27 protein-coding genes are annotated in these 25,262 nt (G+C 64.0%); 18 read left to right on the top strand and 9 right to left on the bottom strand.

The features are described from left to right. Position 1: 1 nt before the first annotated feature. On the bottom strand, positions 2-190 hold the full coding sequence (locus HY852_RS12170) for a hypothetical protein (protein WP_291604933.1): 189 nt from the start codon (positions 188-190) through the stop codon (positions 2-4). 246 nt (positions 191-436) lie between these two features. On the opposite strand from HY852_RS12170, the gene HY852_RS12165 reads away from it, so the two are divergent. Then, positions 437-1,408, top strand: coding sequence for a DUF2336 domain-containing protein (locus tag HY852_RS12165; protein WP_291604931.1), 972 nt, complete (start codon positions 437-439; stop codon positions 1,406-1,408). On the opposite strand, the gene HY852_RS12160 is transcribed toward HY852_RS12165, so the two are convergent. From HY852_RS12160 to HY852_RS12145, 4 genes are all read right to left on the bottom strand, one after another. Further along, the gene (locus HY852_RS12160) at positions 1,405-1,758 is read right to left on the bottom strand and encodes a DUF1491 family protein (RefSeq protein WP_291604930.1); all 354 of its coding nucleotides are present in this window, start codon (positions 1,756-1,758) and stop codon (positions 1,405-1,407) included. The genes HY852_RS12165 and HY852_RS12160 overlap by 4 nt on opposite strands. A gap of 64 nt (positions 1,759-1,822) precedes the next feature. Continuing rightward, positions 1,823-2,023, bottom strand: a complete 201-nt coding sequence (locus HY852_RS12155; protein WP_291604929.1) for a hypothetical protein — start codon at positions 2,021-2,023, stop codon at positions 1,823-1,825. Between the two features lie 180 nt (positions 2,024-2,203). Then, positions 2,204-2,887 carry a peptidoglycan-binding domain-containing protein gene (locus HY852_RS12150; protein ID WP_291604927.1) on the bottom strand — a complete coding sequence of 228 codons (684 nt, stop codon included), beginning with the start codon at positions 2,885-2,887 and terminating at the stop codon, positions 2,204-2,206. After that, positions 2,880-4,706: an ATP-binding protein gene (locus HY852_RS12145; protein WP_291604926.1), complete on the bottom strand. Its 1,827-nt coding sequence runs from the start codon at positions 4,704-4,706 to the stop codon at positions 2,880-2,882. The genes HY852_RS12150 and HY852_RS12145 overlap by 8 nt, the downstream gene beginning before the upstream one ends. Before the next feature lie 386 nt (positions 4,707-5,092). Here HY852_RS12145 and HY852_RS12140 point away from each other — a divergent pair, with 386 nt between their 5' ends. Next, on the top strand, positions 5,093-5,506 hold the full coding sequence (locus HY852_RS12140) for a DUF5330 domain-containing protein (RefSeq protein WP_291604956.1): 414 nt from the start codon (positions 5,093-5,095) through the stop codon (positions 5,504-5,506). 72 nt (positions 5,507-5,578) lie between these two features. Continuing rightward, positions 5,579-6,004: a SufE family protein gene (locus tag HY852_RS12135; RefSeq protein ID WP_291604924.1), complete on the top strand. Its 426-nt coding sequence runs from the start codon at positions 5,579-5,581 to the stop codon at positions 6,002-6,004. A gap of 6 nt (positions 6,005-6,010) precedes the next feature. Here HY852_RS12135 and HY852_RS12130 read toward each other — a convergent pair whose 3' ends face one another. Further along, positions 6,011-6,424: a MucR family transcriptional regulator gene (locus tag HY852_RS12130; RefSeq protein ID WP_291604923.1), complete on the bottom strand. Its 414-nt coding sequence runs from the start codon at positions 6,422-6,424 to the stop codon at positions 6,011-6,013. A 178-nt stretch (positions 6,425-6,602) separates the two neighbouring features. Then, positions 6,603-7,478, bottom strand: coding sequence for a DUF308 domain-containing protein (locus tag HY852_RS12125; RefSeq protein ID WP_291604922.1), 876 nt, complete (start codon positions 7,476-7,478; stop codon positions 6,603-6,605). Between the two features lie 311 nt (positions 7,479-7,789). Between HY852_RS12125 and HY852_RS12120 the strand changes: the two genes are divergently transcribed. Beyond that, the gene (locus HY852_RS12120; protein ID WP_291604920.1) at positions 7,790-9,436 is read left to right on the top strand and encodes a glycosyltransferase family 39 protein; all 1,647 of its coding nucleotides are present in this window, start codon (positions 7,790-7,792) and stop codon (positions 9,434-9,436) included. Positions 9,437-9,544: 108 nt separating this feature from the next. Here the strand turns inward: HY852_RS12120 and HY852_RS12115 are convergent, their stop codons facing one another. Together HY852_RS12115 and HY852_RS12110 are read right to left on the bottom strand one after the other, a co-directional pair. Then, positions 9,545-10,945, bottom strand: coding sequence for a M20/M25/M40 family metallo-hydrolase (locus HY852_RS12115; protein WP_291604919.1), 1,401 nt, complete (start codon positions 10,943-10,945; stop codon positions 9,545-9,547). A 128-nt stretch (positions 10,946-11,073) separates the two neighbouring features. Continuing rightward, positions 11,074-12,708, bottom strand: a complete 1,635-nt coding sequence (locus HY852_RS12110; RefSeq protein ID WP_291604918.1) for a helicase HerA-like domain-containing protein — start codon at positions 12,706-12,708, stop codon at positions 11,074-11,076. Between the two features lie 346 nt (positions 12,709-13,054). Here HY852_RS12110 and HY852_RS12105 point away from each other — a divergent pair, with 346 nt between their 5' ends. The 14 genes from HY852_RS12105 to HY852_RS12040 all read left to right on the top strand — a co-directional run. Beyond that, on the top strand, positions 13,055-13,420 hold the full coding sequence (locus HY852_RS12105) for a DUF2267 domain-containing protein (RefSeq protein WP_291604916.1): 366 nt from the start codon (positions 13,055-13,057) through the stop codon (positions 13,418-13,420). Between the two features lie 22 nt (positions 13,421-13,442). After that, a complete protein-coding gene (locus HY852_RS12100; protein ID WP_291604914.1) occupies positions 13,443-13,850 on the top strand; it encodes a DUF4332 domain-containing protein in 408 nt (135 codons plus the stop codon). 245 nt (positions 13,851-14,095) lie between these two features. Then, entirely contained in the window at positions 14,096-14,467 is a 372-nt protein-coding gene (locus HY852_RS12095) for a hypothetical protein (protein ID WP_291604912.1), read from the top strand. Between the two features lie 101 nt (positions 14,468-14,568). Beyond that, complete coding sequence (gene folP / locus HY852_RS12090; protein ID WP_291604911.1) at positions 14,569-15,426, top strand: dihydropteroate synthase; 858 nt, start codon at positions 14,569-14,571, stop codon at positions 15,424-15,426. Continuing rightward, positions 15,423-15,800 carry a dihydroneopterin aldolase gene (gene folB / locus HY852_RS12085; protein WP_291604910.1) on the top strand — a complete coding sequence of 126 codons (378 nt, stop codon included), beginning with the start codon at positions 15,423-15,425 and terminating at the stop codon, positions 15,798-15,800. The genes folP and folB overlap by 4 nt, the downstream gene beginning before the upstream one ends. After that, positions 15,793-16,284, top strand: a complete 492-nt coding sequence (folK, locus tag HY852_RS12080) for a 2-amino-4-hydroxy-6-hydroxymethyldihydropteridine diphosphokinase (protein ID WP_291604909.1) — start codon at positions 15,793-15,795, stop codon at positions 16,282-16,284. The genes folB and folK overlap by 8 nt, the downstream gene beginning before the upstream one ends. Before the next feature lie 95 nt (positions 16,285-16,379). Further along, positions 16,380-18,251 carry a methylmalonyl-CoA mutase family protein gene (locus tag HY852_RS12075; protein ID WP_291604908.1) on the top strand — a complete coding sequence of 624 codons (1,872 nt, stop codon included), beginning with the start codon at positions 16,380-16,382 and terminating at the stop codon, positions 18,249-18,251. After that, positions 18,248-18,709 (top strand): GFA family protein, encoded by a 462-nt coding sequence (locus tag HY852_RS12070; protein WP_291604907.1) that lies wholly within the window; start codon positions 18,248-18,250, stop codon positions 18,707-18,709. Before HY852_RS12075 ends, HY852_RS12070 begins: the two co-directional genes overlap by 4 nt. Before the next feature lie 36 nt (positions 18,710-18,745). Further along, the gene (gene scpA, locus HY852_RS12065; protein WP_291604906.1) at positions 18,746-20,902 is read left to right on the top strand and encodes a methylmalonyl-CoA mutase; all 2,157 of its coding nucleotides are present in this window, start codon (positions 18,746-18,748) and stop codon (positions 20,900-20,902) included. A 67-nt stretch (positions 20,903-20,969) separates the two neighbouring features. After that, positions 20,970-21,707, top strand: a complete 738-nt coding sequence (locus tag HY852_RS12060; protein ID WP_291604905.1) for a hypothetical protein — start codon at positions 20,970-20,972, stop codon at positions 21,705-21,707. Positions 21,708-21,813: 106 nt separating this feature from the next. Beyond that, a complete protein-coding gene (locus tag HY852_RS12055) occupies positions 21,814-22,557 on the top strand; it encodes an RsiV family protein (protein ID WP_291604954.1) in 744 nt (247 codons plus the stop codon). Positions 22,558-22,699: 142 nt separating this feature from the next. Continuing rightward, a complete protein-coding gene (locus HY852_RS12050) occupies positions 22,700-23,692 on the top strand; it encodes a tripartite tricarboxylate transporter substrate binding protein (protein ID WP_291604903.1) in 993 nt (330 codons plus the stop codon). Positions 23,693-23,790: 98 nt separating this feature from the next. Beyond that, entirely contained in the window at positions 23,791-24,276 is a 486-nt protein-coding gene (locus HY852_RS12045; RefSeq protein ID WP_291604901.1) for a tripartite tricarboxylate transporter TctB family protein, read from the top strand. 3 nt (positions 24,277-24,279) lie between these two features. After that, positions 24,280-25,262 (top strand): tripartite tricarboxylate transporter permease (locus tag HY852_RS12040; protein WP_291604900.1); only part of this gene is annotated, 983 nt, incomplete at its 3' end.

Raw genomic sequence — 25,262 nt, 5'->3', positions numbered from 1 at the left:
ATCAACGGCGCCGACGACGGCGTCCGTGCGCTGTGCCCTGCTCGGGTCCGCTGTCGCCGCTGGTCTCGTCCGTTTCGCGCTCGATGCGGATGACGGGAAGGATCACCACCGTCGCCTCTTCTGCGAGCAGACTGGCATCTTCCGGCGAGCCCAGCCGCCGCGACACCGGAAATTCAATGATGGTCCCCATGTCAGCCCTCTTCGGCCGCGCGACCGAACTCGGCCTGCGACACGTCGTGATTAAGATCAGCTCATGGTTAACGAGATGTTAACTTACGGCGTCGCCGTGAAACTCCTGCCGCAAGCCGTCGTCCCTTTGCGGCACGACAACAAGCGCAAACCGGAGGTCGGCTTCACGCCCCGTTTTCCTTAACGGGGCATTAAAGCAATCCAGCATAGCCTAAAGCGACGATTACCGAGTCGCGTACGCCTGCAAATGAATACCAAGCCGCTCTTTACGGGTTTCGACGGGCTGATGAACCTCTCGCGTCGCGAGGGCGTCGACATCCGCCCCACGCTGCTGCGCGTGCTGACTGACCTTTATGTCCAGGCAAGCACCCATAGCGTTGATGAGGAACGCCAGTTCGTGGAGCTGGCTTCGCGGCTGGTCGATCAGGTCGACGATGCAACGCGCGCGGCGGTCCGCGCGCGGCTTGCGATCTACCCGGCGGCCCCGGCCATCATCCAGCGGAAACTCGGGCTCAAGGCTGCCGAGCCCGAACGACGGGTGCCGCACGCGCGCGAAATTCCTCCCTCGTCCCCTGCCCCAGTGGCTGCGAGGGCGCCAAGCGAGGCGCAGTCGCGCATGCAAACGAACATGTCACTGCAGCCGAAGGATGCCGCCGAAATCTACGACATCTTCTTCCGCGCGACGGGCTCCGAGCGGGCTTTGATCCTGCACAATCTCGCCGTCACCCCTCTGAAAGCCGCGCCGCGCATTCCGACTGGGCGCGCCAAACGCGCCATCGAGACCCTCGAGATGGCTGCTTTTGCCCGCGACGTCGAGAATTTCACGCTCGAGCTCGGTGAAAGCCTCATTCTGCCATCGCGCGTCGCCGCACACATCGTCGACGATCCCGGCGGCGAGCCCCTGGCGGTCGCGGCCCGCACGCTCGACATGCCAAGTCCGGTGTTCCAGCGAATCCTTTTGTTCTTCAAACCGGAGATCGGCACCTCCGTACACATGGTGTATCGGCTGTCCCGGCTGTACGACCATTTGAGCGAACGTTCGGCGCTGGTGATGCTGGCCGCCTGGCGCGGTTCGACGATCGCCGTCACGCGGGCCAAATATCAATCCCAGCTCTATGACGACGAACGCCAGCGCGCGCGGGCAGCCTCGTCGCAGCCGCGCGCCGCCGCGCAGCCCGGCACGACCGTGCGAACGGGGACACACGGATCGGGGCGCTAGCCCCTGTGAGGGCGCGCGAGATCGAGGAAGTGCCGCCCGGCCCGGTCCTCGGCCTCGATGATCCAGACGTCGGGGTCGAAGCGGATTTCCTTGGTGAGTCGCTCCTCCACCGCAGCTTCCGGCAGAGGCTCAGCCGAGATGGGAACGAAAAATCGCTCGATCGGCCGACTGTCATCGTAGGCCGATTGCGGCGCCGGCACGTACAGCATGGCGTTGCCGTTCAGCAGCGACACCTTGACGAACACGGCGCCAGCTTCTTCCGCCCCGCGCCGTCGTACCGCGCCGAACACGCCCTCAGTCTGGCAGCGACGCAAATACGCCGCCACCCATATGCCCGATTTCAACCGCATGCGCCGACGGTATAAGCCAGCGCAGGATTCGCGCCTAGGCCTTTATGCCGGACGGCAGTTGGTTTCAGCCTTCTCGCGCTCCGCCGATTTGCTTTGCGACCATGTATGACAGCGGCATGGCAAGGATGAAGCCGACAAGAACGGCGTAGGGGATGTTCTTCATCTCCTGGCCGGTCAAGCTGGGAGTCATCATCACCACAATCATGGCAATTCCCGCGAGCACGGTCCCCAGCATGATCCACACGATCACCGAAACCTTGAGCATAGCTGCCTCTCTTTTCCTCTGTGAGGGATCAGAGGATTTTTTCCGCCGCACGTTTGCGGGCATTGATCCGCAGCAAATCAATGCCGGTTCTCAGGTTCTTCTTTGGCTATGCAGATTGTTCTTTGGTCGAACCGACTGTTGACGCAGGTCAATGACACTGACCGACGCACATTCTTCCCGCTACTCGATCGCGCGTCCTGTCGCCGCGGCGAGCTCGCGCACCAGGCGCTCCGACACTTGTCCCGTCACCGGCATCTTGTGCTCGCGTTCGAATTTGCCGATCGCCGCCTGGGTGTCGGCACCGATGGTACCCGTCGGTTTCAACTGTCCATAGCCGTATTCAGTGAGTGCCCGCTGCACGGCAGCGACGCGGCGCGAGCCCGAGGCCTGTGGAATTGGAGCCGGCGGCCGCGCGACGTTCGCGGACGATGCGGAAGTCGTGCCGGCCGTCGCCTTTACGAGATTGGTCAAGGGATCGGCGGATGACCTCACCTCCGCAGGCTTCTCGGCAGCCCTGGGTTCGGCCGGCCTGTACTCCATCGCTCTCGGTTCGAGCGGCAACGCACCCGCCTCCGCCGGACGCGGACGCGGCAGCGGATTGGCGGGGACGAGGACCGGAGCCGCAGGCAAGGCAAGCACCGTCCCGAAAATCGGCGCCGGATGGCGTCCAGCCTGCAGGAACAACGCATTGAAGATGACGGCGCTAATGGCCGCTAAAGCCAGCAAAGTCGCGAGGGCGTCCTTCGGACTGTGCAGCAGGATCCGCATCGCGAGATTGCGCTCGGTCTCGGTATCGAGTGCGACCGCTTTCGCGCCCCGGCGACGGCTCGGCATGTCGTCATCTCTTGCAGAAAGTCTAGGCACTTTTCTTCACCGCAGGTGGTTGCTGTTCGAGCCGTGGCACCGGCATGAGCTTTGCGACATTGCTTTCAGGAAGCTTTCCGGCTTCCGGTTTGAAGACCAGCGGCAACGTGACCGCGACGGTCGTCCCCTCGTCAAGCTTGCTCTTCACGCTCACTTCACCGCCGTGCAGCGCGACCAGGCTCTTGACGATGGATAGTCCCAGCCCGGTACCTTCGTGCCGGCGCTGATAGGTCGTTCCGGCCTGAAAGAAAGGCGCGCCGATCCGCTTCAAATCGTCGGGTGCGATACCGACGCCGGTGTCGCTGATTCGAAGCGTCAGCCGCGATCCATCGACAACGGCCGAGACGGTGACTTTGCCGCCGCGCTCAGTGAACTTGACGGCGTTGGTGACGAGGTTGAGCACGATCTGCTTGAAGGCCCGCGGGTCGCCGGTCATCGTCGGCAGGTCCTGCGGCGCGTCGGTCACGAGATCGATGCCGCTCTCGCGCGCCTTTAGCGCAAGCAAATTGCAGCAATTGATCAGTGCCGCGCGCGGAGCGAACGGCTCCGGAGAAATCTCGAAGTTGCCGGACTCCATCTTCGACATGTCGAGAATGCCGTTGACGACTGACAGCAGATGCTGGCCGGAATCGTTGATCAGCTGCGCATATTCCCTGCGGCGGGCCGCGTCCAGCATCAGCGCATCTTCCTGGGCGATCATTTCCGAGAAACCGATGATCGCATTCAGCGGCGTGCGCAGCTCGTGGCTCATGGTCGCGAGGAAGCGGGTCTTTGCCGCATCCGCGGCCTCGGCGGCGCTGCGGGCCTCCTCCAGCGCCTGCTCCTGGATCTTGCGGCCGGTGACGTCGCGCATCACGGCGACGACTTCAACCTGCTCGGCACGTCGGTCCTGCTCCATGGGCCGGCAGCGCATCTCGACCCAGATGAAATCGACCTGCCCTTGCTCGCCGGGCCCGTTTCCGTTCCAGTTCTCCCGCCGCAACCTGAATTCGACGCTGCGCACGGTACCGCGCGCCGCATCCGACAGGGCCGTGAGATAGGCCGGACGGTCGGCCACATGGACGCGATCGAACAGCCCGTGCCCGAGCAGCTGTGCGAGCGGGATCCCCAGCATGGTCTCGACGGCCGGAGAGATGAACTGCACCGCGCCATTATGCTGGTGGCGCGAGATGACGTCGCTCATGTTCCGCGCCAGCAGGTGGTATCGCTCTTCCTCGCGCGACAACAGGGCGACCGTGGTGCGCGCCAGCGATTCCGCGCCGAACGCAAGTCCCGCACCATAGACGGTCGCAGAGCCGACGCCGAAGGCCATCAACATGCTGCGCGTGGCAGGGTCGGCGTGGTCCGCCGGCAACAGCTCGAAATGCCCGAGCGCGATGAGCAGCGCCGCGCAGGAAATTGCCAGCACGGCGGCGAATCCGGCAACGCGCCGCGAGGCGGACAGGGCCGCCTCGAGCGGAACCACGACGAGCCAGACCGCGGCAAACGATTCGATGCCGCCGGTCGTGACCGCGACGGCCATGATCAGGCCGGCCAGCGCCAGCGACGACAGCACATGGGCCCCTTCATAACGGCCCGTGCGCGAAAGGTACCAGGACAGCAGGATTGGCGCGATCAGCCAGGCAAAGGCTGCGACCTCGATCGCGCTCGGCGCGCCGCGCATCGCCAGATAAATGGGAAATGCGGCGAAGGCCGCGAGACTTCCGAGCAACCGTGGCGCCATGAAGGCGCGATGGCGGGCCCGCGTCAGCGCATCAAATCGCGCCGACGGATGCAGCAGCGCATCTAGACATTCACGGATGATACTCAACACACTCACGGGTCTTGCGCTTCGGCTGTTTCGTCGGGAAGACGTGCCGCAACGCCTCCTTGTCGTTGCCCCACCGTGTCAGAGCGACATTAAACGAACGCTAAGGCCCGCAAGGACGTGGCCGGGCACGCTGCATGCGCGACCGATTTTGTCTGTATTGGCGCGCTCATTCGGCGCGGATGGTGAATGTCCGGTTTCCGCGCGCCGTTATGGTTTCGAAATGGTGGATGTGGCCCGCCGTCAATCCAAAATTTACGAGTGTGCCGAGGAGGGAAAGTGGTGCGATTTCCGCATGAATTAAGCACAATGCAATCACTTGCGATTTATCGATGACTGTTAGTCAGACCCTGCTTGCGAGGGCAACCCGCAACAGGATCGAACAGACAGGTCGCAAGATGCGCTTTCTGCTCCGCATCACATTCTGGCTCGGGCTGGTGCTCGTGCTCCTGCCGCGGGACAAGACTCCCGCACCGGAAAAGGCGCCGCAAATCGGCGCCACCGAAGCCGTGCAGGCCGCGACCGCGGCCGTTTCCGACATGACCCAGTTCTGCAAGCGCCAGCCGGCCGCATGCGAAGTGGGCGGCCAGGCTGCGACCATGATCGGCCAGCGCGCGCAGGACGGAGCGCGCAAGCTTTACCAGATCATCACGGACAAAGACAAAAAGGACCAGGTGATCCCGGACAAGAAGGCGCCCGACCATACCGGCTCGATCGGCGTCGCGGATGCCGCGCCCCCCGAAGTGGCGCCCGACACCTTGACGGCGGACGATCTGGCCGTGGATTGGCGGGGGCCCGAGACGCCGAATTAGGCATTCCGAAACTATCGATTTCGACGCCTGCGAGCCTATATATAAGCGTACCGGGATCATCCGCAGGCCATCATGACGATCGACGATATCAGGGACAATTTCGCTGTTCTGGACGAGTGGGACGACCGCTACCGGTATGTCATCGAACTCGGCCGAACGCTGGAACCCATGCCGGAGGCCGAGCATTCGGCCAAGAACAAGGTGCAGGGCTGCGTCAGCCAGGTGTGGCTGTCCAAGCGGACCGATCGCGAGGACGGCAAGCCGGTGCTGCGCTATCTCGGCGACAGCGACGCCCATATCGTGCGCGGGCTGGTTGCAATCCTGCTCACGCTCTATTCCGGTCGTACGCCGCAGGAAATCCTCTCCACCGATGCGCTCGCGGTGTTCGACGAGTTCGGATTCCGCGAGCACCTGACACCGCAGCGTTCCAACGGCTTGCGGTCGATGGTCGAGCGTATCCGGTCCGACGCCCGGCAGACGCTGGCCGAAGTTTCCTGAGCAGGGCTATTTTCGCCGCCGCCGCTGTTGCCCCAGCCCCATCTTCTTGGCGAGCTGCGAACGTGCAACGGCATAGTTCGGCGCCACCATGGGGTACTCGGGCGGCAAGCCCCATTTCTCCCGGTACTGTTCCGGGGTCATGTTGTACTGCGTGCGCAGATGGCGCTTGAGCGATTTGAAGCGCTTGCCGTCTTCGAGACAGACCAGGTAGTCAGGCGTCATCGACTTCTTCACCGACACCGCCGGTTTGGTCGGCTCCAGCGGCGCCTCCGTGCGTCCGCTGGATACCCGCGTCAGCGCCCCGTGAACCTGGCTGATCAGGTTTGGAATCTCGCCGGCCGGCGTCGGATTGTTGCTGAGATAGGCCGAGACGATGTTGGCCGTCAGCTCAATGAAGCTCTTGCCGGCGGCATCGGTCATGGTTCACCTCTCGAGCTCCCCATCGGGCCCGGACGCCCGATAGACCGGGAATGGTATTCCGCATCGCCAATACGCTGATTGGGCACGCGATATTCGATGAATATGGGCCGATTACTAGGCGCGTGACAAGAACTACAGCGCACTATTTAGCGAAACGCGCCAGCAAAACTTGCCGTTTTCAAGACTTCTGGTCGAGATGTGCGCGCAGCTCGTCGATCGAGGCAAAACGCATCATGCCTTCCGGCATCTGCGCTTCGATCGAGCCGTCGGAATACAGCGAATACGCCATGCCGTCGACCACACCCGATTTGAGCACGGTGACCGCCGGCGGGGGCTGCTGCTTGGGCGGCACCGGAGGCTGCCGTTCCGAGGACGCTGTAGAGCCCGGCTCGGGGAAGATCGACGGGGCCCGCACCGGACGCCGCTCCGAGGGCTCCGGCGACCTGCGCTCCGGCTTCGGCCAAGCGTCCTCAAAGGTTGCGGGTGGCGCTTCGCTCGGCTGTGGTGGTTCGGGCTGGACCGGCGGCCGCTGGTCGGGCGGCACCGCTTCGGCGGCACGCGCCTCTGCACGTTCGCGCTCCTTCCGGGACGTCGAGGCGAACAGCAGATTGCGCCGCTGCCGTTGGGCCGGCGCCGCTCCCTCCGCCGCCTCAGGCGGCGGCGCCTCTGGTCGCAAACGCTCGCGCGCCCCAGCCTGGTCATGCCAAGGCGGGGGCGAAGGCACTTCCTCCTGGGCGGGCTCGGGGGCCTGGTCACCGCCAAACAGGAGCCCCTCTCCCTCGGCAGGAATTGCTGCCGCCGATATCCCAGGTGGCAGGATCGGCCTGACCCGCGTTTCGGCCGGAATGGCGGGGCCTAGGCGGCGGGCGATGATTCGAAGCTCCCACACGACCGCGGCGAGGCCGAGCAGTACCATTCCGGTGCAGACACCTGCCGCCCCGGTCAATATTAAGGTGTTGCCGAAGCTGAACTCCTGGACCGGGATGCCGAAAAGGATCGCCAGGAGACCCGCCAGGATGGCGCCAATCCCCCCGATCAGTAGAGCGAGCATCATCTGAGTTCACCCCCGGCCGCGCGACCCATGCGCAAGACCGCTTTGCCACGATATAGTCATATTGTGCGCCTCGCCAGCTGGCTTTACGCCGACTGCTCCTTAAATCAACGCAATCAGGAACTTATTCACATTCCCTTCAGCTTCGACCCTCTACGTCTTAACACCAGCAATGGAGCTTCGTTTGCTGCATTGCATCAGTAAATTCAGCACGATCCCAATTACTTAGAATTGGAACTGCGCTATATGGACCCTGGGGAACAGGCCCGAGAGCGCACTTCGGGCCGACAGGGAACGCCGGGTCACTAGCAGTCATGTCATCGATAACAACTTCGGCGATCGACACGCCTGTACAGCGCTCGATCGAAAGGACTTGCGACGACCTCGCCATGCTGGTGCTGGCGGTGGTGGCGGTCGTCGCGGGAGTGAGCTTCCGCGACTATGGTCTCGGCTGGGATGACTACACCCACGCCGAATATGCCGACCTGTTGCTGCGCATGTTCGGTTCCGGGTTCAAGGACACCGCAGCGCTGTCCTTCGCCAACCTCTATATGTACGGCGGCGGCTTCGACATGGCTGCCGCGCTCCTGCACAAGATCATTCCGCTCGAGCTGTTCGAAACCCGAAGGCTGGTCGGCGCCATCGTCGGCGTGATCGGACTTGCAGTGACGTGGCGCCTGGCGCGGCGCGTCGCCGGGCCGCTCGCCGGAGCTACCGCGCTGCTGCTGCTGGCGCTGTGCCCGACCTTCTACGGGCACATGTTCATGAATCCGAAGGACGCGCCGTTCGCAGTGTCCATGGTCATCCTGATGATGGGCCTTGTACGGCTGGCGGAGGAATACCCCACACCATCGCCGCGCACCATTCTCATCCTCGGCCTCGGCGCCGGCCTCTCGATCGGTTCTCGCATTCTCGGCGGCTTGGCGGTGATCTACGCTCTGATCGGCTTCGTCCCGCTGCTCATCGAAGAGGTCAAGGTTCAGGGCGTGCGCGAAGCGACCCGCCGCCTCGCCCATGTGGTCTATGTGCTGCTTCCCGGCCTCGTGCTCGGCTATCTCGTCATGGGTCTGATGTGGCCGTGGTCGATCATGGAACCCGGCAACCCGTTCGATGCGCTGACCTACTTCTCGCATTTCTTCGAGAAGCCCTGGAAGGAAATGTTCGACGGCGCGCTGGTCTCCGTGCCCGACATGCCCTGGTTCTATTTGCCGACGCTGTTCGCGCTGCAGCTTCCCGAAGTGCTGCTGGTGCTCTCGATCGGCGGAGCGGTCGGTTCGCTGGTCATGCTGACGCGCCGCAGCGTGCCGGCGCGGCGCAAGACGATCCTCCTGATGCTGACCCTCGCCGCCACCTTGCCGCTCGTCATCGCGATGGTGAAGCGGCCGGCGCTCTATAACGGCATCCGTCATTTCATCTTCGTCATTCCGCCGATGACGGTGCTCGGCGGGATCGCGTTGGCCTGGATCATGGAGCGCTTGCGGGAAAACCACCGGAGCTGGCAGCCAGTCGTGCTCGCGGTGTTCTGCTTCGGGTTGCTCCTGCCGCTTGCCGAGATGATCCGCCTGCACCCCTACCAGTACACCCACTTCAATCAAATCGCCGGCACGGTGCGCGACGCCGACGAGCGGTTCATGCTCGACTATTGGGGCCTGGCACTGAAGCAGGCCTCCGATGGCCTGCGCGAACAGTTGGTCGAGCGGCAGGAATTCCCGGGGGGACGCAAATGGAAGGTCGCCGTGTGCGGCCCGCAACGTCCTGCCCAGGTCGCGCTCGGCCCCGATTTCACCATCGGCTGGGACAGCCACGCGGCCGATTTCGCCATGACGCTCGGCGAGTTCTACTGCAAGGGACTGACCGCCCCGGTCATGGTCGAGATCAAACGCGACGACGTGGTGTTCGCCCGCGTCTATGACATCCGCAGCCGTTCCATCTCCAGCCTGCTCTCGATCCCGGCGCCGTAGCATCCGGGTTTGAAAATCCGGAATCTCGTTGTAGTATTGCGTCGAACTACCTCTGCACTTTCTGGAATGAAACGCCGTCCAATCCCGGGCGGCGTTTTCGTTGTGTGGTCACCTCCCCTCCGCCAGCGCGGCGAGGATGCGAGCCCACGAGCGGATGCCCTTATGGAAGCTCTTCAGGTCGTATTTCTCGTTCGGCGAATGAATGTTGTCGTCGTCGAGTCCGAAGCCGACGAGCAGTGAATCGAGGCCCAGCGTGCGCTTGAAGTCGGCGACGATCGGAATCGACGCGCCAGACCCCATCAATACAGCCTCCTTGCCCCATTCCTCGGTCAACGCCCGCTTGGCGGCGGCGAGCGGCTTCATGTTCCAGTCGAGCGCAATCGCGGGCGCACCGGAGTGTTCGCCGAATTCGACCGAGCAGTCGGCCGGAATCCGCGCGGACACGTACTCGCGGAAAGCCTTGCGGATCTTCACGGGGTCCTGTCCTTCGACCAGGCGGAAGGAGACCTTGGCCGAAGCGAGCGACGGAATCACCGTCTTCGAGCCTTCGCCGATATAGCCGCCGACGATGCCGTTAATGTCGCAGGTGGGGCGTGAGGAAACCTGTTCGATCAGCAGGCGATCCTTCTCGCCTGCGGGGATCGACAGCCCGATCGGCTTGAGGAAGGTCTCCGGGGTCAGATTGAGCCTATTCCACTGCTCCAGGATCTCCGGCGGCACATCCTTCACCCCATCGTAGAAGCCGGGAATGGTGATGCGGCCATTATCGTCAAACAGCCCGCCGAGAATCCGCGTCAGCACGCGGATCGGGTTCTGCGCGCCACCGCCGAACACTCCGGAATGCAGGTCGCGATTGGCGGCTTTGATCTTGACCTCGTCATAGACGAGACCGCGCAGCGATGTCGTGATGGCCGGCGTGTTCGGATCCCACATGCCGGTGTCGCAGACCAACGCGAAATCGGCCTTGAACTCCTGCTTGTTGGCCTCGAGGAACGGAACGAAATTCTTCGAGCCGATCTCCTCCTCGCCCTCGATCAGGATGGTGATGTCGAGCGGCAGCGAACCGGTCACCACCTTCCAAGCGCGGCAGGCTTCGACAAAGGTCATCAGCTGTCCCTTATCGTCCTCCGCGCCGCGCGCGACGATGATCTTCCGCCCATCAGCGTGTTCGGTCACGACCGGCTCAAAGGGCGGACGACGCCAGAGATCGAGCGGATCGACCGGCTGCACGTCGTAATGGCCGTAGAACAGAACGTGCGGCGCCCCTTTTCCCTTGCCGCTGCTCTTGCCAACGATGGCGGGGTGGCCGGCCGTCGCGCGAACCTCGGTCGCAAAGCCGATGCTCGAAATGTCCCTTGCGAGATGCTCGGCCGCGGCCCTGCAGTCCGCGGCAAACGCCGGATCGCCCGAGATAGACTTGATCCGCAGCAACGCAAACAGCCGCTCCAGGCTGTTGTCTAAATCGGCATCGATGCGGCCGAGCACGGTCTGAAGCTGTGCGTTGGACATTCTTGTTTCCTGACTGCGGTGGCTCCGGGCTAGCGTTTTAGCTCTGCCGGCGCCAGCGAGCCAGCACCTGCAGCGAGGGAATCTCGGCACATCCGCCCCTTAGGACGACGGGGAACGCGAGACGAAGGTTATCGCCGCAACAATCCGCCAAGCGCGCCGCGCACCAGCGCGCGGCCGACCGAGCCGCCGAGCTGGCCGCCGACCGACTTGCCGAGATCGGCAACCACGCCGCCAACCACCGTGTTGGTGACGGTCCGCGTCACTTCGCGCACGATCTTCTGCCCTGTCGTGAGCCTGCCGCGCTTGACACCGGTGCCGAAGATGCTTCCGAAGATCGAGCCGATCTCGCCGAGTATTCCGCCGCCACGACCGCCACCGGTGCCCTCGCCGCCATCACCGGCCGTTGCGGCCGTTCCCGCGATGCGCTTCTGCAGCATTTCATAAGCGGACTCGGCGTCGACGGCGGTATCATACTTGCCTCTCACCGGGCTGGCATCGGTGATCGCCTTTCGCTCTTCCGGCGTGATCGGGCCGATGCGCGCCGATGGCGGCCGGATCATCACGCGTTCGACCATGGAGGGCGTGCCGTTTCCTTCCAGGAAAGACACCAGCGCCTCGCCCTTCCCCAGTTCCGTGATCACCTTGACGGTATCGAGCTTCGGGTTGGGCCGGAAGGTCTGCGCCGCGGCGGCGACCGACTTCTGGTCGCGCGGCGTGAAGGCGCGCAACGCATGCTGGACGCGGTTGCCCAACTGGCCGAGCACGCGGTCCGGCACGTCGATCGGATTTTGCGTAACGAAATAGACGCCGACGCCCTTGGAGCGGATCAGCCGCACCACCTGCTCGATCTTGTCCAACAGCGACTTCGGCGCATCGGTGAACAACAGATGCGCTTCGTCGAAGAAGAACACCAGCTTCGGCTTGGGCAGATCGCCGACTTCCGGCAACTCCTCGAACAGCTCGGACAACATCCACAGCAGGAAGGTCGCGTATAGCCGCGGGCTCTGCATCAGCTTGTCGGCGGCGAGAATATTGATGTAGCCTCGCCCGTCGCGGTCGGTGCGCATGAAATCCTTTAGCAACAAGGCCGGCTCGCCGAAGAATTTCTCTCCGCCCTGGTTCTCCAGAACCAGGAGTTGACGCTGAATCGTGCCGACGGTCGCCTTGGTGACGTTGCCGAAGGCCTGCGCCGCCTTGCGGACGGGCGCCAACGGATCCTCCTCGCCTTCCTCGCCCTTCTTTCCCGGATCCGGCACGATCGCATCCAGGAGCGCACGCAGATCCTTCATATCGATGAGGGTCAGGCCATTGTCGTCGGCGACGCGGAAGGCGACGTTGAGGACGCCTTCCTGCACGTCGTTCAGATCGAGCATGCGCGACAGCAGCAGCGGCCCCATTTCGGTGACGGTGGCGCGTACCGGATGGCCCTGCTCGCCGAAAACGTCCCAGAACACCGTCGAGAATTGATCCGGCTGGAACGCAAGCCCCAAGTCGGCCGCCCGTTTGAGGATGAAGTCCTTGGCCTCACCCGGTTGCGAGATCCCGGACAAGTCGCCTTTGATATCTGCGGCAAACACGGGGACGCCGGCGCGCGCAAATCCCTCGGCCATCACCTGCAAACTGACGGTCTTGCCGGTTCCGGTGGCACCGGTGACGAGGCCGTGGCGATTGGCAAATGCAAGCGTCAGCCACGCCGGCTTTTCTCCCTTGCCGACGACGATCTTGTCGCCGGTGTCGGCCAACTTGGTGTCGGATGTCGCCATCGCTGCCTACCTTATCGCGCGAATGAGAGGCTCGAAGGCCCGTTGTACAATCTTAACTTATGTTGCGAATTGATTGAAACCGGTCAACTCGTTCGTATGAGATAGGCCGTGTTGTTCGACGCAGCAATCGCGCCTTCTAAGCCGAAAGTGGCAAATTGGAAGTTCTCGCGGCGGCAATTCCTCGCAAATCTCAGCTCCACTCTTGCAACGCTGCAACACTCGATAATCTTCCGCGACGAAATGGCGCCTCCGAATGCGGTGATCGCTTGTAATTCGATTCGCACAAGCTCAGAATAAATCCGAGAAGGAATACCCGGTGATTGAAGCCGGCTGAGGGGCGACAAACATGGATGAGCTGATCGGAAGGCTGGCAGCCAATGCCGGCGTCGAAACTGCTGTCGCCGAAAAAACCGTCGGCATCGTCCTGAGTTTCCTTCGCAGCGAAGGTCCTTCCGATCCTGTCGAAGCCCTGATCGCTGAAATCCCCGGCGCGGAGGCGGCAATCACGTCCGCCGACAACAGCGCCGGCTTCAGCAGGCTGATGGGCGGCGGCCTGATGGCCGTCGGCAGCCGCCTGATGGGCCTCGGGTTGGGTATGGCCGACATCCAGAACGTCGCGCGAGAGCTTTTCAGGTTTGGCCGGAACAAAATCGGAGCGGACCGGATAGGCGCGATCATCTCCGGCACCCCTGGGCTAAGCCAATTTGCCTGAAGCACATTCCTCATCACGCACCATGACATATCCCATCTCAGAGATCGAAGGCCTATCGGCTTTCTCCGCCACCAAACTGAAAGCGCTGGGCATCCGAACCACCGATGCGCTGCTCGAAGCGGCAAGTTCGGTGAAAGGACGGAAGGCGCTTTCAGCAAAGACCGGGATCAGCGAACAGCAATTGCTGGAATGGGCCAAGGTGTCCGACTACATGCGCATTCCCGGCATGGGCAAGGCCAAGATCGGCCTGGTGCGCGCGGCCGGCGTGACCACGGTCCGCGAACTCGCCCATCGCAACCCTGCTCGGCTTGCGCAGAACATGCGCGAAGTGAATGAGAAGCAAAAGCTGGTCCGGGTATTGCCGTCGGAGAAGTCCGTTCAGGACCTGATTGCCAAAGCGCGCCGGCTCCCGCCTAAGATTTCGTATTAAGTTGTTGCACCGCTATCCGCGCTCGTACGATTGACATCGTCTCAGCGAACTCGTCGTTGCGAACAGCGATAGCAACGAAGCAATCAAGATTGCCGCCGCGGAAACACACTGGATTGCTTCGCGGAGCCTGTCATCGGGCGCGCGTTCGCGCGACCCGTTGGCTCGCAACGACAACGCGGCATCTTCCTCACCCCGAGGGCGCGAAGCAACTGCGCCTTAATCGTTCAAGCGGTACAATTCCCGGCATGAGACGCTTCCCGATTTTCGCCCTGCTCGGCCTTCCCATGAGTTTCTTGGTCGTTTGCGTCCTGGCCGTTCCGTATGGCGGCGATCTTTTGCGGCATTGGCAGTTTCTGCTCATTGTCTACGAATTCGGACTCGTCCCATTTCTTTTATGCGCCTTGCTGGATTTTCTCTTGCGGAAGGCACAATTTTGGAAGCGGGCCTGCATGGTAGGGGCGCTGGCAGGACTCTTCGCGACGCCTTTTGTCTTGTATGCGTCGGGGCTGACTGGAATTGGGCTGTTGCAACTTCTGCCCTTTAGCCTGGCCGGCGTCATTCCAGCCGTGGCCTGTTCCGGATTATCGGCTCTCACATGGAGAAGGCGACAGACCTGAGAAATCGCGAACGTCCGCTCGATCGCGCTCTGATGGTCCAAACGGTGCCGCCACCCCTCCCCCGTCTTGACTCCTTTTCCCCGACCGCGCAAAGCGACGGCATGATCGCCCGGCCATCCAGCCCCGCCGCACCGACCGCCCCGGGCCCACATCCGGTGCTGCGGGCGCTCTTGGCAAAATCCTGTCCCGCCGTCATGGGCGTGCTCAACGTCACCCCGGATTCCTTTTCGGACGGCGGTCGTTTCATCGCGCCAGAGCGGGCACTGGCCCAGGCCCGGCGCCTGATCGAAGACGGTGCCGACATTATCGACATCGGGGCCGAGTCCACCCGTCCCTACGGCGCGCAGCCGGTCTCGATGGAGGAGGAAGTTCGGCGGCTGAAACCGGTGCTTGCCGAAGTGGTGTCGCTCGGTGTCCCCGTCTCCATCGACAGCATGAAGTCCGAAGTGGTGGCCTGGGCGCTCGACGCCGGCGCCACGATGGCCAATGATGTCTGGGGGCTCCAGCGCGATGACGGCATGGCGAAGGTGGTCGCTGCGCGCAATGCGCCCGTGATCGTGATGCATAACAGCGACCGCTCCGATCCCGCGGTCGACATCATCGAGGACGTCGTGTCTTTCTTCGAGCGCTCCATCGCGATCGCGACCAACGCCGGAATCCCGCCCGGAAATATCGTGCTCGACCCCGGGATCGGCTTCGGCAAGACGCCGGAGCAGAGCATGATGACGATCGCGCGCCTCGACGAGTTTCGCCGTTTCAACTTACCCGTCCTGGTCGGCGCCTCGCGCAAGCGGTTCATCGCCTCCGTTTCGCCCTCCGAGCCGCAGCAACGGCTCGGTGGTTCGATCGCGGCGCATATCCTCGCGGCGCAGCGCGGAGCTCAGATCATCCGGGCCCATGACGTCGCAGAAACCGTGCAGGCGCTGCGGGTCGCGGCCGCCATCGAGAAACAGCAATGACCGACACCATCTTCGTCTCCGGCCTCGTCATCCATGCGCGCCATGGCGTGATGGAGCATGAGACGGAGGTCGGTCAGCGCTTCGTGATCGACCTCGAGCTCTATACCGACTTGTCGGATTCCTCCCGCACGGACCGGCTTTCCGACACGGTGTCCTACTCCGACGTGGTGGCGACCACGACTGCCGCCTTCAAGAACACCAACTATAGGCTCCTGGAACGCGCCGCCGGCGCGGTTGCCGACGCGATCCTTTCCGCATTTCCGCGCATCCGAGCCGTGAAGGTCACCGTTCACAAGCCGCACGCGCCGATTGCCGCGATCTTCGATGACGTCGGCATCGTTCTCACGCGCTCGCGGCACCCCTCCAATGGCTAGCGTCTTGATTGCGCTCGGCGGCAATGTCGGCGATGTCCGCGCGACATTCAGAGAGGCGATCGCCGAGATCTGCGGCATGGCGCAAGCCACTCTTAGGGCGCGGTCGTCGGATTATGCGACCCCGCCCTGGGGCGACGACGACCAGGCGCGCTTCATCAACGCCTGCGTCGAGATCGAAACCAGCCTCGATCCGCATGCGTTATTGTTCGTGCTGCAGAAGATCGAGCAGAAGTTCGGCCGCGAACGCGACAAGGCGCGGCGCTGGGGCCCGCGCACCCTCGATCTCGACCTGATCGCCTATGACGACGTCACGTTGCAAACACCTGAACTGGGGTTGCCGCATCCGCGCCTGTTCGAGCGCGCCTTCGTGCTGGTGCCGCTCGCGGAGATTGCGCCGGATCGCCTGATCGGCGGCCGAACGGCTCGCGTTGCGCTGGCAGGGATGTCGACGGAGGGAATTGAGCGGCTGCCCGATACCGGTTAAGCAAGGCCGGAAAACAACTGTTTGGCTTGGCCTATGCGACGTGGCAATTTCGCGCCAAATGATGACGACGACGGACCCAGGGAGCCCCCTACCGAATGACCTCGGTAACTGACGATTTGCGACTTGCGGCGGATTTTCCGCAGGCTTCATACGACGACTGGCGCAAGCTGGTCGATGGCGTGCTGAAGGGTGCGCCGTTCGAGAAACTCGTGGCCAAGACCTATGACGGGTTGAAGATCGAGCCGATCTATCGGCGCGCCGCATCGGTTGCGCCGGTCGTTGGCCGGCCGGCCGCCGCCCCCTGGCAAGTCATGCAACGGATCGACCATCCGGACGCTGCGATGGCCAACGCGCAGGCCTTGCTGGATCTCGAGAATGGCGCGACCGGGCTGACGCTTGTCTTCGCCGACAGCAATGGCGGCCACGGCTTCGGGCTCGAACCGACGGCGGAAGCCGTCGCGCAGGTGCTGGACGGCGTACATCTCGATGCCGGCATTGCGCTCGAACTCCAGGTCGGACCCCAGTCGCGGGCGGCCGCCGTCCATGTCACGGAATACGTCAAGAAGAAGGGCTTCGATCCGGCCGCATGCGACATTCGCTTCGGCTTTGATCCCCTCGCGGCCTGCGCGGCGTGGGGGCACAGCCCCTACAATTGGGACGAGATCGCGCCTGCGGTGGCGGACGCGGTCAAGGGCCTCGTCGCCTCAGGCTTCAAGGGTCCATTCGTCGCGGCCGACGGACGGGTGATCCATGATGCCGGCGGATCGGAGGTTCAGGAGCTTGCGTTCGTGCTGGCTTGCGGCGTTGCCTATTTGCGCGCGATCGAGCAAGGCAGCGTCTCGCTAGAGCAGGCGAGCAGCATGGTCTATGCGCGGCTTGCCGCCGATGCCGATCAGTTCCTGACCATGGCGAAGTTTCGCGCGCTGCGCCTGTTGTGGGCGCGGGTCGAAGAGGCGTGCGGCCTTGACCCGAAGCGCCTGTTCATCTCCGCCGAGACCGCCTGGCGCATGCTGACCCAACGCGATCCCTACGTGAACATGCTGCGCGCGACCATGGCGACCTTTGCCGCCGGCCTTGCCGGCGCCAACGCGATCACGGTCCTGCCGCACACGCAGGCGCTGGGCCTGCCGGATCCGTTCGCGCGCCGCGTCGCGCGCAACACCCAGCTTGTCCTGCTGGAGGAATCCAACCTCGCCAAGGTGTCCGATCCGGCGGCCGGCTCCGGTGGCATCGAGACGCTGACCAGCCAGCTTTGCGAAGCGGCATGGGCGCTGTTCCAGGAGATCGAGAAAGCGGGCGGCATCTTTGCCGCGCTGCAAAGCAACCTGATCCAGAACAAGGTGGCCGCAACGCGCAAGGCGCGTGAGGCCAATATCGCCAAGCGCCGCGAGATTTTGACGGGGGCCAGCGAGTTTCCCAACCTGCACGAGGCCGACGCCACGGTGCTGGAAGCGAGCCCCGTTGTCCTTTCGCCCTATGGCGAGCCCAAATTCAAGTTCGAGGCGCTTAGCCCCATGCGCCTTGCCGAGCCGTTCGAACGGTTGCGCGACAAGTCCGATGGCAGGCTGAAGGCGACGGGGGCGCGGCCCAGGGTGTTCCTCGCCAACCTCGGCACGCCCGCCGATTTCACCGCGCGCGCGACCTTTGCCAAGAGCTTCTTCGAAACCGGCGGCATCGAGGTCGTCGACAGCGCGGGCTTTTCAGATCCGGCCAAACTGGCCGCCGCCTACAAGGCCGAGGGCGCAGAACTCCTCTGCCTCTGTTCCTCCGACAAGGTCTATGCGGAACAGGCGGAAGCAGCGGCTAAGGCCCTGCAAAGCGCCGGCGGGGCGCATATCTATCTGGCGGGCCGTCCGGGCGACAAGGAGGCTGGGCTCCGTTCCGCCGGCATCAAGGACTTCATCTTTGCCGGCGGCGATGCGCTCGCGACCCTGCAGGAAGCCTATCGACGGATGGAGCAGGCATGACCGAGGCGGGCAAGGCGGTTCTCACCGGCGGGTGCCAGTGCGGCGCCATCCGCTTCTCAGCGGCGGCGCCGACCCGCGTGAGCATCTGTCATTGCCGGATGTGCCAGAAGGCAACCGGTGCGCCCTTTGCCTCCCTTGCCGACATCGACAAGAAGGACTTTGCCTGGACCCGCGGCACGCCGGCCAAATTCCGCTCCTCCTCCATTGCCGAGCGCGACTTCTGCGCCGCCTGCGGCACGCCGCTGAGCTATCGCCGCATCGACGGCGACCGCATCGAGATCATGACCGGCACGTTCGATCGGCCCGACCACGTCGTGCCGACCCGCCAGTACGGCAGCGAGTCCCGCCTCGGCTGGGTAGTCGGGATCGCCAATTTGCCGAGCCAGACCACGTTGCAGAATTACGGGCCGGAGAAGATGGCCGGCATCGTCAGCCACCAGCACCCGGACCATGACTAGGCGCCGCGAGCGCCCGCTTTTGCTATAGTTGGAACCATGAGCCGCATACCTGATTTCGTCGACATCGCTTTCCAGAAGACCGCCGCCGCGCCGGCCGGCGAGGCCGAACCCTGGCTCACGCCCGAGGGCATTCCGGTCAAGCCGGCCTATGGCGAAGCCGATGTCGCCGGCCTCGACTTCCTTGAGACCTGGCCCGGCATCGCGCCGTATCTGCGCGGCCCCTACCCGACCATGTACGTCAACCAGCCCTGGACCATCCGGCAATATGCCGGCTTCTCCACGGCGGAGGATTCCAACGCTTTCTATCGGCGCAACCTCGCTGCGGGACAGAAGGGCCTTTCCGTCGCCTTCGACCTCGCCACCCACCGCGGCTACGATTCCGACCACCCGCGCGTCGGCGGCGACGTCGGCATGGCGGGCGTGGCCATCGACTCCATCTACGACATGCGCACGCTGTTCGCAGGCATCCCGCTCGACCAGATGAGCGTGTCGATGACCATGAACGGAGCGGTGCTGCCGATCCTCGCGCTGTTCGTGGTGGCGGCCGAGGAACAGGGCGCGCCGCCGGAAAAACTGTCGGGCACCATTCAGAACGATATTCTGAAAGAGTTCATGGTGCGCAACACCTACATCTATCCGCCATCGCCCTCGATGCGGATCATCTCCGACATCTTCGCCTTCACCTCGCAGAAGATGCCGAAGTTCAACTCGATCTCGATCTCCGGCTATCACATGCAGGAGGCCGGCGCGACGCAGGATCTCGAGCTCGCCTATACGCTGGCCGACGGCGTCGAATACCTGCGTGCCGGTCTTGCCGCCGGCCTCGACGTCGACCGCTTCGCGCCGCGCCTGTCGTTCTTCTGGGCGATCGGCATGAACTTCTTCATGGAAGTCGCCAAGATGCGCGCCGCGCGCCTATTGTGGGCGAAGCTGCTCAAGCCGTTCAACCCGAAGGATCCGCGCTCGCTGTCGCTGCGCACCCACTGCCAGACCTCCGGCTGGTCCCTGACCGCGCAGGACGTCTTCAACAACGTGATGCGCACGACGGTCGAGGCGATGGCGGCGACGCAGGGACACACGCAGTCGCTGCACACCAATGCGCTCGACGAGGCGCTGGCGCTGCCGACCGACTTCTCCGCGCGCATCGCCCGCAACACCCAGCTGTTCCTACAACAAGAGAGCGGCACCAACCGCATCATCGATCCCTGGGGCGGCTCCTATTACGTCGAGCGCCTGACCCGCGACCTCGCGGTCAAGGCCTGGGGCCATATCCAGGAGGTCGAAGAGCTCGGTGGCATGGCGAAGGCGATCGAGGCCGGGCTGCCCAAGCTGCGCATCGAGGAAGCCTCCGCCAAGGCCCAGGCGCGGATCGACGCTGGCAGGCAGGCCGTGATCGGGGTCAACAAGTACAAGCCGACTGACGAGGCTCCGATCGAGATCCTCAAGGTCGACAATTCCAACGTCCGCCGCCTGCAGATCGACAAGCTCAAGCGCCTGAAGGGTGAGCGCAACAGTACGGACGTCGAAGCAGCTCTGTCGGCACTGACCCGCTCGGCCGGCGAAGGCAACGGCAACCTGCTCGCGCTCGCCATCGATGCCGCGCGGGCGAAAGCTACCGTCGGCGAGATTTCCGACGCGCTGGAAAAAGTGTTCGGCCGTCACCGCGCCGAGATCAAGTCCATCACCGGAGTCTACAAGCGCGAGGCATCCGCCATGTCCAACAGGGTCGAAAAGGTGCAGGCGCTGATCGAAGCCTTCGAGGAAGCCGAGGGCCGCCGGCCACGCATCCTGGTCGCCAAGATCGGCCAGGATGGCCATGACCGCGGCCAGAAGGTGATCGCCTCCGCCTTTGCCGACCTCGGCTTCGACGTCGACATCGGGCCGCTGTTCGCCACCGCCGAGGAGGCGGCGCGGCAGGCGGTCGAGAACGACGTGCATATTCTCGGCGTATCCTCGCTCGCTGCCGCGCACCTCACCGCGGTGCCGGAGCTCAAGGAAGCGCTGGAGAAGCAGGGCCGCGACGACATCATGATCATCGTCGGCGGCGTGGTGCCGCCGCAGGATTACGATGCCCTCTATGCGGCCGGCGCCGAAGCGATCTTCCCGCCGGGCACGGTGATCGCGGACGCCGCCGAGGAATTGATCCACAAGCTCAACGCGCGGCTCGGCCACAGCAGCCAGGCGGCGGAGTAATCAGCCGAACGCAGGTAGCCAGAGCTCGAATCGTGAACCGGGAGAGCTCTTGGTGCGACGAACGACCATGAGACGGTCGGCCGTCGCCCTCGCCCTGCTCTTCCTGTTCGGCGCCTCGCCGGGCATCGCCAACGACATGCCGCCGCTGGTCCGCGTCATCGGCCAGTATTCCAAAGTTTTCATGTTCGTGGACGACCGCATTCTGCAGGTCCGCGGCTTGACCGAGCACTGCGAGCAGGAGACGCGAGACTGGGCCAACACAGTCGAAACCGAGGCAATGGCGCGAGCGAGCGTACCGCCAGGCGAGCTTGCCGATTTCGGCCGCCGCTACGACATCGGATCGATCGCCGGCCGGCGCTACTACAGCATCATCCGCATGAGCGGCACCGATATAGACGGCAAATACAAGGCCTTCGACATCGATACCCTGCTCTGGGATGCGAAGACGGACAGTCGCGTCTCGCCAGCCGTCTTCTTGACGGAAGCCGCCGACCGTGGACCGACCATGCACGCGCTGTTCGAGTTGGTGAAAGCCGGCCTTGCCGAAAAGCTGGCCCACAGCGCCGGCGCCGTCGTGGTCCGAGAGCCCGAACCTTCCCTGTCCGGGATCGGGCCAATTTCGCTGGCGGGCTCCACGATTCCGGGAAAGAGCGCCGGCTTGAATTTTCATTACGCGCTTTTCGTCCCCGGCCGGTTTGCACCGAAGCAAGTCGTCGTGTTCGTGCCGTGGCGGAAATTCAGCCGCTACCTGTCCGCACAGGGGCGTGCGATATTCGCAGGCGAGTGGAAAGAAAGAGAAATCTAACAGAGCGAATGAACTGATCAACATGCAGGATCAAGCACAGCTCGCATTTGTCGCGGGCCAATCGCGGCGCACCGTCGCAAGCCTCGCAATCCTGGCCGCACTGATAATGTGCGGCGCGTGGACGCCGATGCAAGCCGCCGAACCCACGCCCGTCGCCCAGATCAAGAACAGGAACATCGACGCGCGCATCATGCTCGATGACAGGATCAAGGCCGATCCCGCGCTCGCCGCCGACTGCCTTGCCGAGGGGCGGAGGTGGCTTGACAAGAATGCCGCGGAGGCCGCCGCCTCACGCAAGCAGGATCCGCAGCTCTTCAAGGACGGCGGCTGGGACTTCGAGCGCATATATCAGGTCCGTTCGGTGGTGGTGGACCGCTATGTCAGCGTCATCAGGTCCGACTACATGGACACCCACGGCGCCCATCCCAATTCCGACGTCAACACCATCCTGTGGGACAAGACCGCGAACAAGCGCATCAGCATCCGCCCGTTCTTAAGCGAGACCGCCGACAACGGCCCGACCATGAAGGCGATGCTGCAAGCGGTCATCGCCTCGCTCAAGGTCGAGAAGAAGAAGCGCGATGCGGCAGACACCGCGACCGCCGAGTGGTTCAAGGATCTCGAACCCAGACTGCTCAAGATCGGCGCGGTGACGCTCGCGCCGTCGACCGAAGCGGGCAAGAGCTCCGGCCTTACTTTCCATTACCCGCCCTATGCGGTCGGTCCCTACGCCGAAGGCGAGTATGTCGCCTTCGTTCCCTGGGAGACCTTGAAACCGTATTTGTCGCCCGAGGGACAGCGTATCTTCGGCGGCGGCCGGCCCAAAGGCGACGAGAACGAGCGGCAATAACCGCTGACTAGCGCCTGCTCGCTGCCTGGAACGCGGCGCATCGGCATGGCGGCCTCACTGCTTGCGAGCGCGGCGCAAAGCTGCCTAGAATGTCGCACATACAAGAGCGCCCGATGTCACGGGCGCCGGTCGGGAGGAACGCATGACCAAGATCACGCGACGCGCATTTGCGGCCTCGTCCATTGCTGCAGCGGCTACGGCAGCGTTCGCTTTCAAACCAGCCCTGGCGCAAGCCTACCCGGCGCGTCCGGTGACCGTGATCGTGCCGTGGGGCGCGGGTGGCGGCACCGACGCGACCGCCCGCATTGTCGCCGCGCTGCTGGAGAAGGAGCTCGGCCAACCGTTCAACGTCGTCAACCGCACCGGCGGCTCCGGCGTCGTCGGCCATTCGGCGATCGCTACCGCAGCGCCCGACGGCTACACCATCGGCATGCTGACCGTCGAAATCTCGATGATGCACTGGCAGGGGCTCACCGAGCTGACCCCGCGCAGCTACACGCCGCTTGCGCTGATGAACCAGGATCCGCCGGGCATTCAGGTCTCCTCGTCGTCGCCCTACAAGACCGTGAAGGAGCTTGCCGACGCCATCAAGGCGGCACCGGCCGGCAAATTCAAGGCCTCGGGCACCGGTCAGGGCGGCATCTGGCATCTCGCCCTGGTTGGCTGGCTGCAGGCGATGGGGCTCGCCGCCAATCATGTCGCCTGGGTGCCATCGAACGGCGCCGCGCCCGCGATGCAGGATCTCGCCGCGGGCGGCCTTGACCTCACCACCTGCTCGGTGCCGGAAGCGCGCGCCATCATCGAGGCCGGCAAGGCGCGCAGCCTCGCCATCATGGCGCCGGCGCGCAATCCCGTGTTTCCTGACGTCCCGACACTGAAGGAGGCCATGGGCATCGACTATTCGACCGGAGCCTGGCGCGGCATCGCAGGGCCGAAGGGCTTGCCGCCGGAGATCGCAACCAAGCTCACCGCGACGCTGAAGAAGGTTTACGACTCCAAGGAGTTCAAGGACTTCATGAGCAATCGCGGCTTCGGCACGGTGTGGGGCGATGCGGCCGAATTCACCGCCTTCATGGACAAGGGCGATGCCCAGATGGGTGAGGCAATGAAGGCTGCAGGTCTTTCCAAGGCCTGATCCGTTCTGGCGGCGGACGCGTTCACGTCTGCCGTCCTGCGGCGCACGTTTCATCGTTGTTTCCTGACAGGCTGGAACCCCCTCTGAAGGACTTTGCCATGCGGCTTCCCGATCAGGTTACGGGATCGTTTCTCATTGTCCTCGGCGCTGCCGCCGCCTATGGGGGCTGGCTACTGCCGCCCGTGCCGGGACAGCCGGTCGGTCCCAACGTTTTTCCGCTAGTGATCGGGACCGGACTCGCGCTGTGCGGGCTCGCGATCACGTTCGGCATCGGCCATAGCTTCGAAGAGGAAGAGGAGCTCGTGCCGGTCGAGGAAGGCCAGGCCAGGGCGCCGACAGGGAAGCTTTACGGCCTGCGCGCCCTGCTCCCGCCGGCGCTCCTGATCTTCTATGTGGCAGTCGCCGAACGGCTCGGCTTCATCGTCACCGCGGCGCTGATCGTCTACGTGACGTCGACGGCGCTCGGCGCCCGCTGGAAGCTGGCGCTACCGCTCGCCGTGCTGGCGCCGATCGGCGTCCATCTGATCTTCGCCAAACTGTTGCGCGTACCCCTTCCGGCCGGTCTGCTGCCGATGCCCTGGTGATCCATGCTGAACACCCTGCTCGAGGCGTTTTCTCTCATTTCGACCTGGGAAGTCATCATCGCGATGCTGGTGGCATCGGTCTATGGCCTCGTGATCGGCTCGCTGCCGGGCCTGTCGGCGACGATGGCGACGGCCCTGCTCGTGCCCGTCACATTCTATCTTTCGCCCATCGCCGCGATCGCCACCATCGTCGCGGCATCCTCGATGGCGATCTTTGCCGGCGACATCCCGGGCGCGCTGTTGCGCATTCCGGGAACGCCGGCGTCGGCAGCCTATGCCGACGAAGCCTACGCCATGACACGCAAGGGCGAGGCCGAGCTCGCGCTCGGCGCCGGCGTATGGTTTTCGGCGGTCGGCGGCATCGCCGGCACGCTCTCGCTCATGATCCTGGCGCCGCCGCTCGCCGAAATCGCGCTCTCGTTCTCGACGTTCGAGTATTTCTGGCTCGCACTCCTCGGCCTGATGTGCGCCACTTTGGTCGCGCGATCGTCCCCGGTGAAGGCGATCGCGGGCATGTTCATCGGCCTGCTTGTGGCGTGCATCGGCATTGAAAATCCGGGCGGTGTGCCGCGCTTCACGTTCGGGATCACCGACCTGTTCGGCGGGATCGAGCCGATCCCGGCGCTGGTCGGCGTGTTCGCCGTCGCGCAGGTAATGCGCGCAATGCTCACCCCGGAGCCGCCGCCGATCCCGCGGCGCAAGTTCGGAAGCATCATGGCGGGCCAGTGGAGGCTCACGCGGAAATATCACCGGCAGATGACGCGCGGGAACATCGTCGGCATCATCATCGGCGTGCTGCCTGGCGCCGGTGCCGACATGGCCGCCTGGGTCAGCTACGCGCTATCAAAGCGCTTCTCGAAGGAGCCCGAGAAGTTCGGCACCGGCCATGTCGAGGGCCTCGTCGAGTCCGGCGCCAGCAACAATGCGAGCATCGCCTCGGGCTGGGTGCCGTCGCTCCTGTTCGGCATTCCCGGCGACACCATCGC

Origin of the sequence: Bradyrhizobium sp., from assembly GCF_016213215.1 — a bacterium.
Classification (GTDB): Bacteria; Pseudomonadota; Alphaproteobacteria; order Rhizobiales; family Xanthobacteraceae; genus Bradyrhizobium.
Note: the sequence above shows the minus strand (reverse complement) of the source record. Positions and strands in the feature narration are given on the sequence as shown.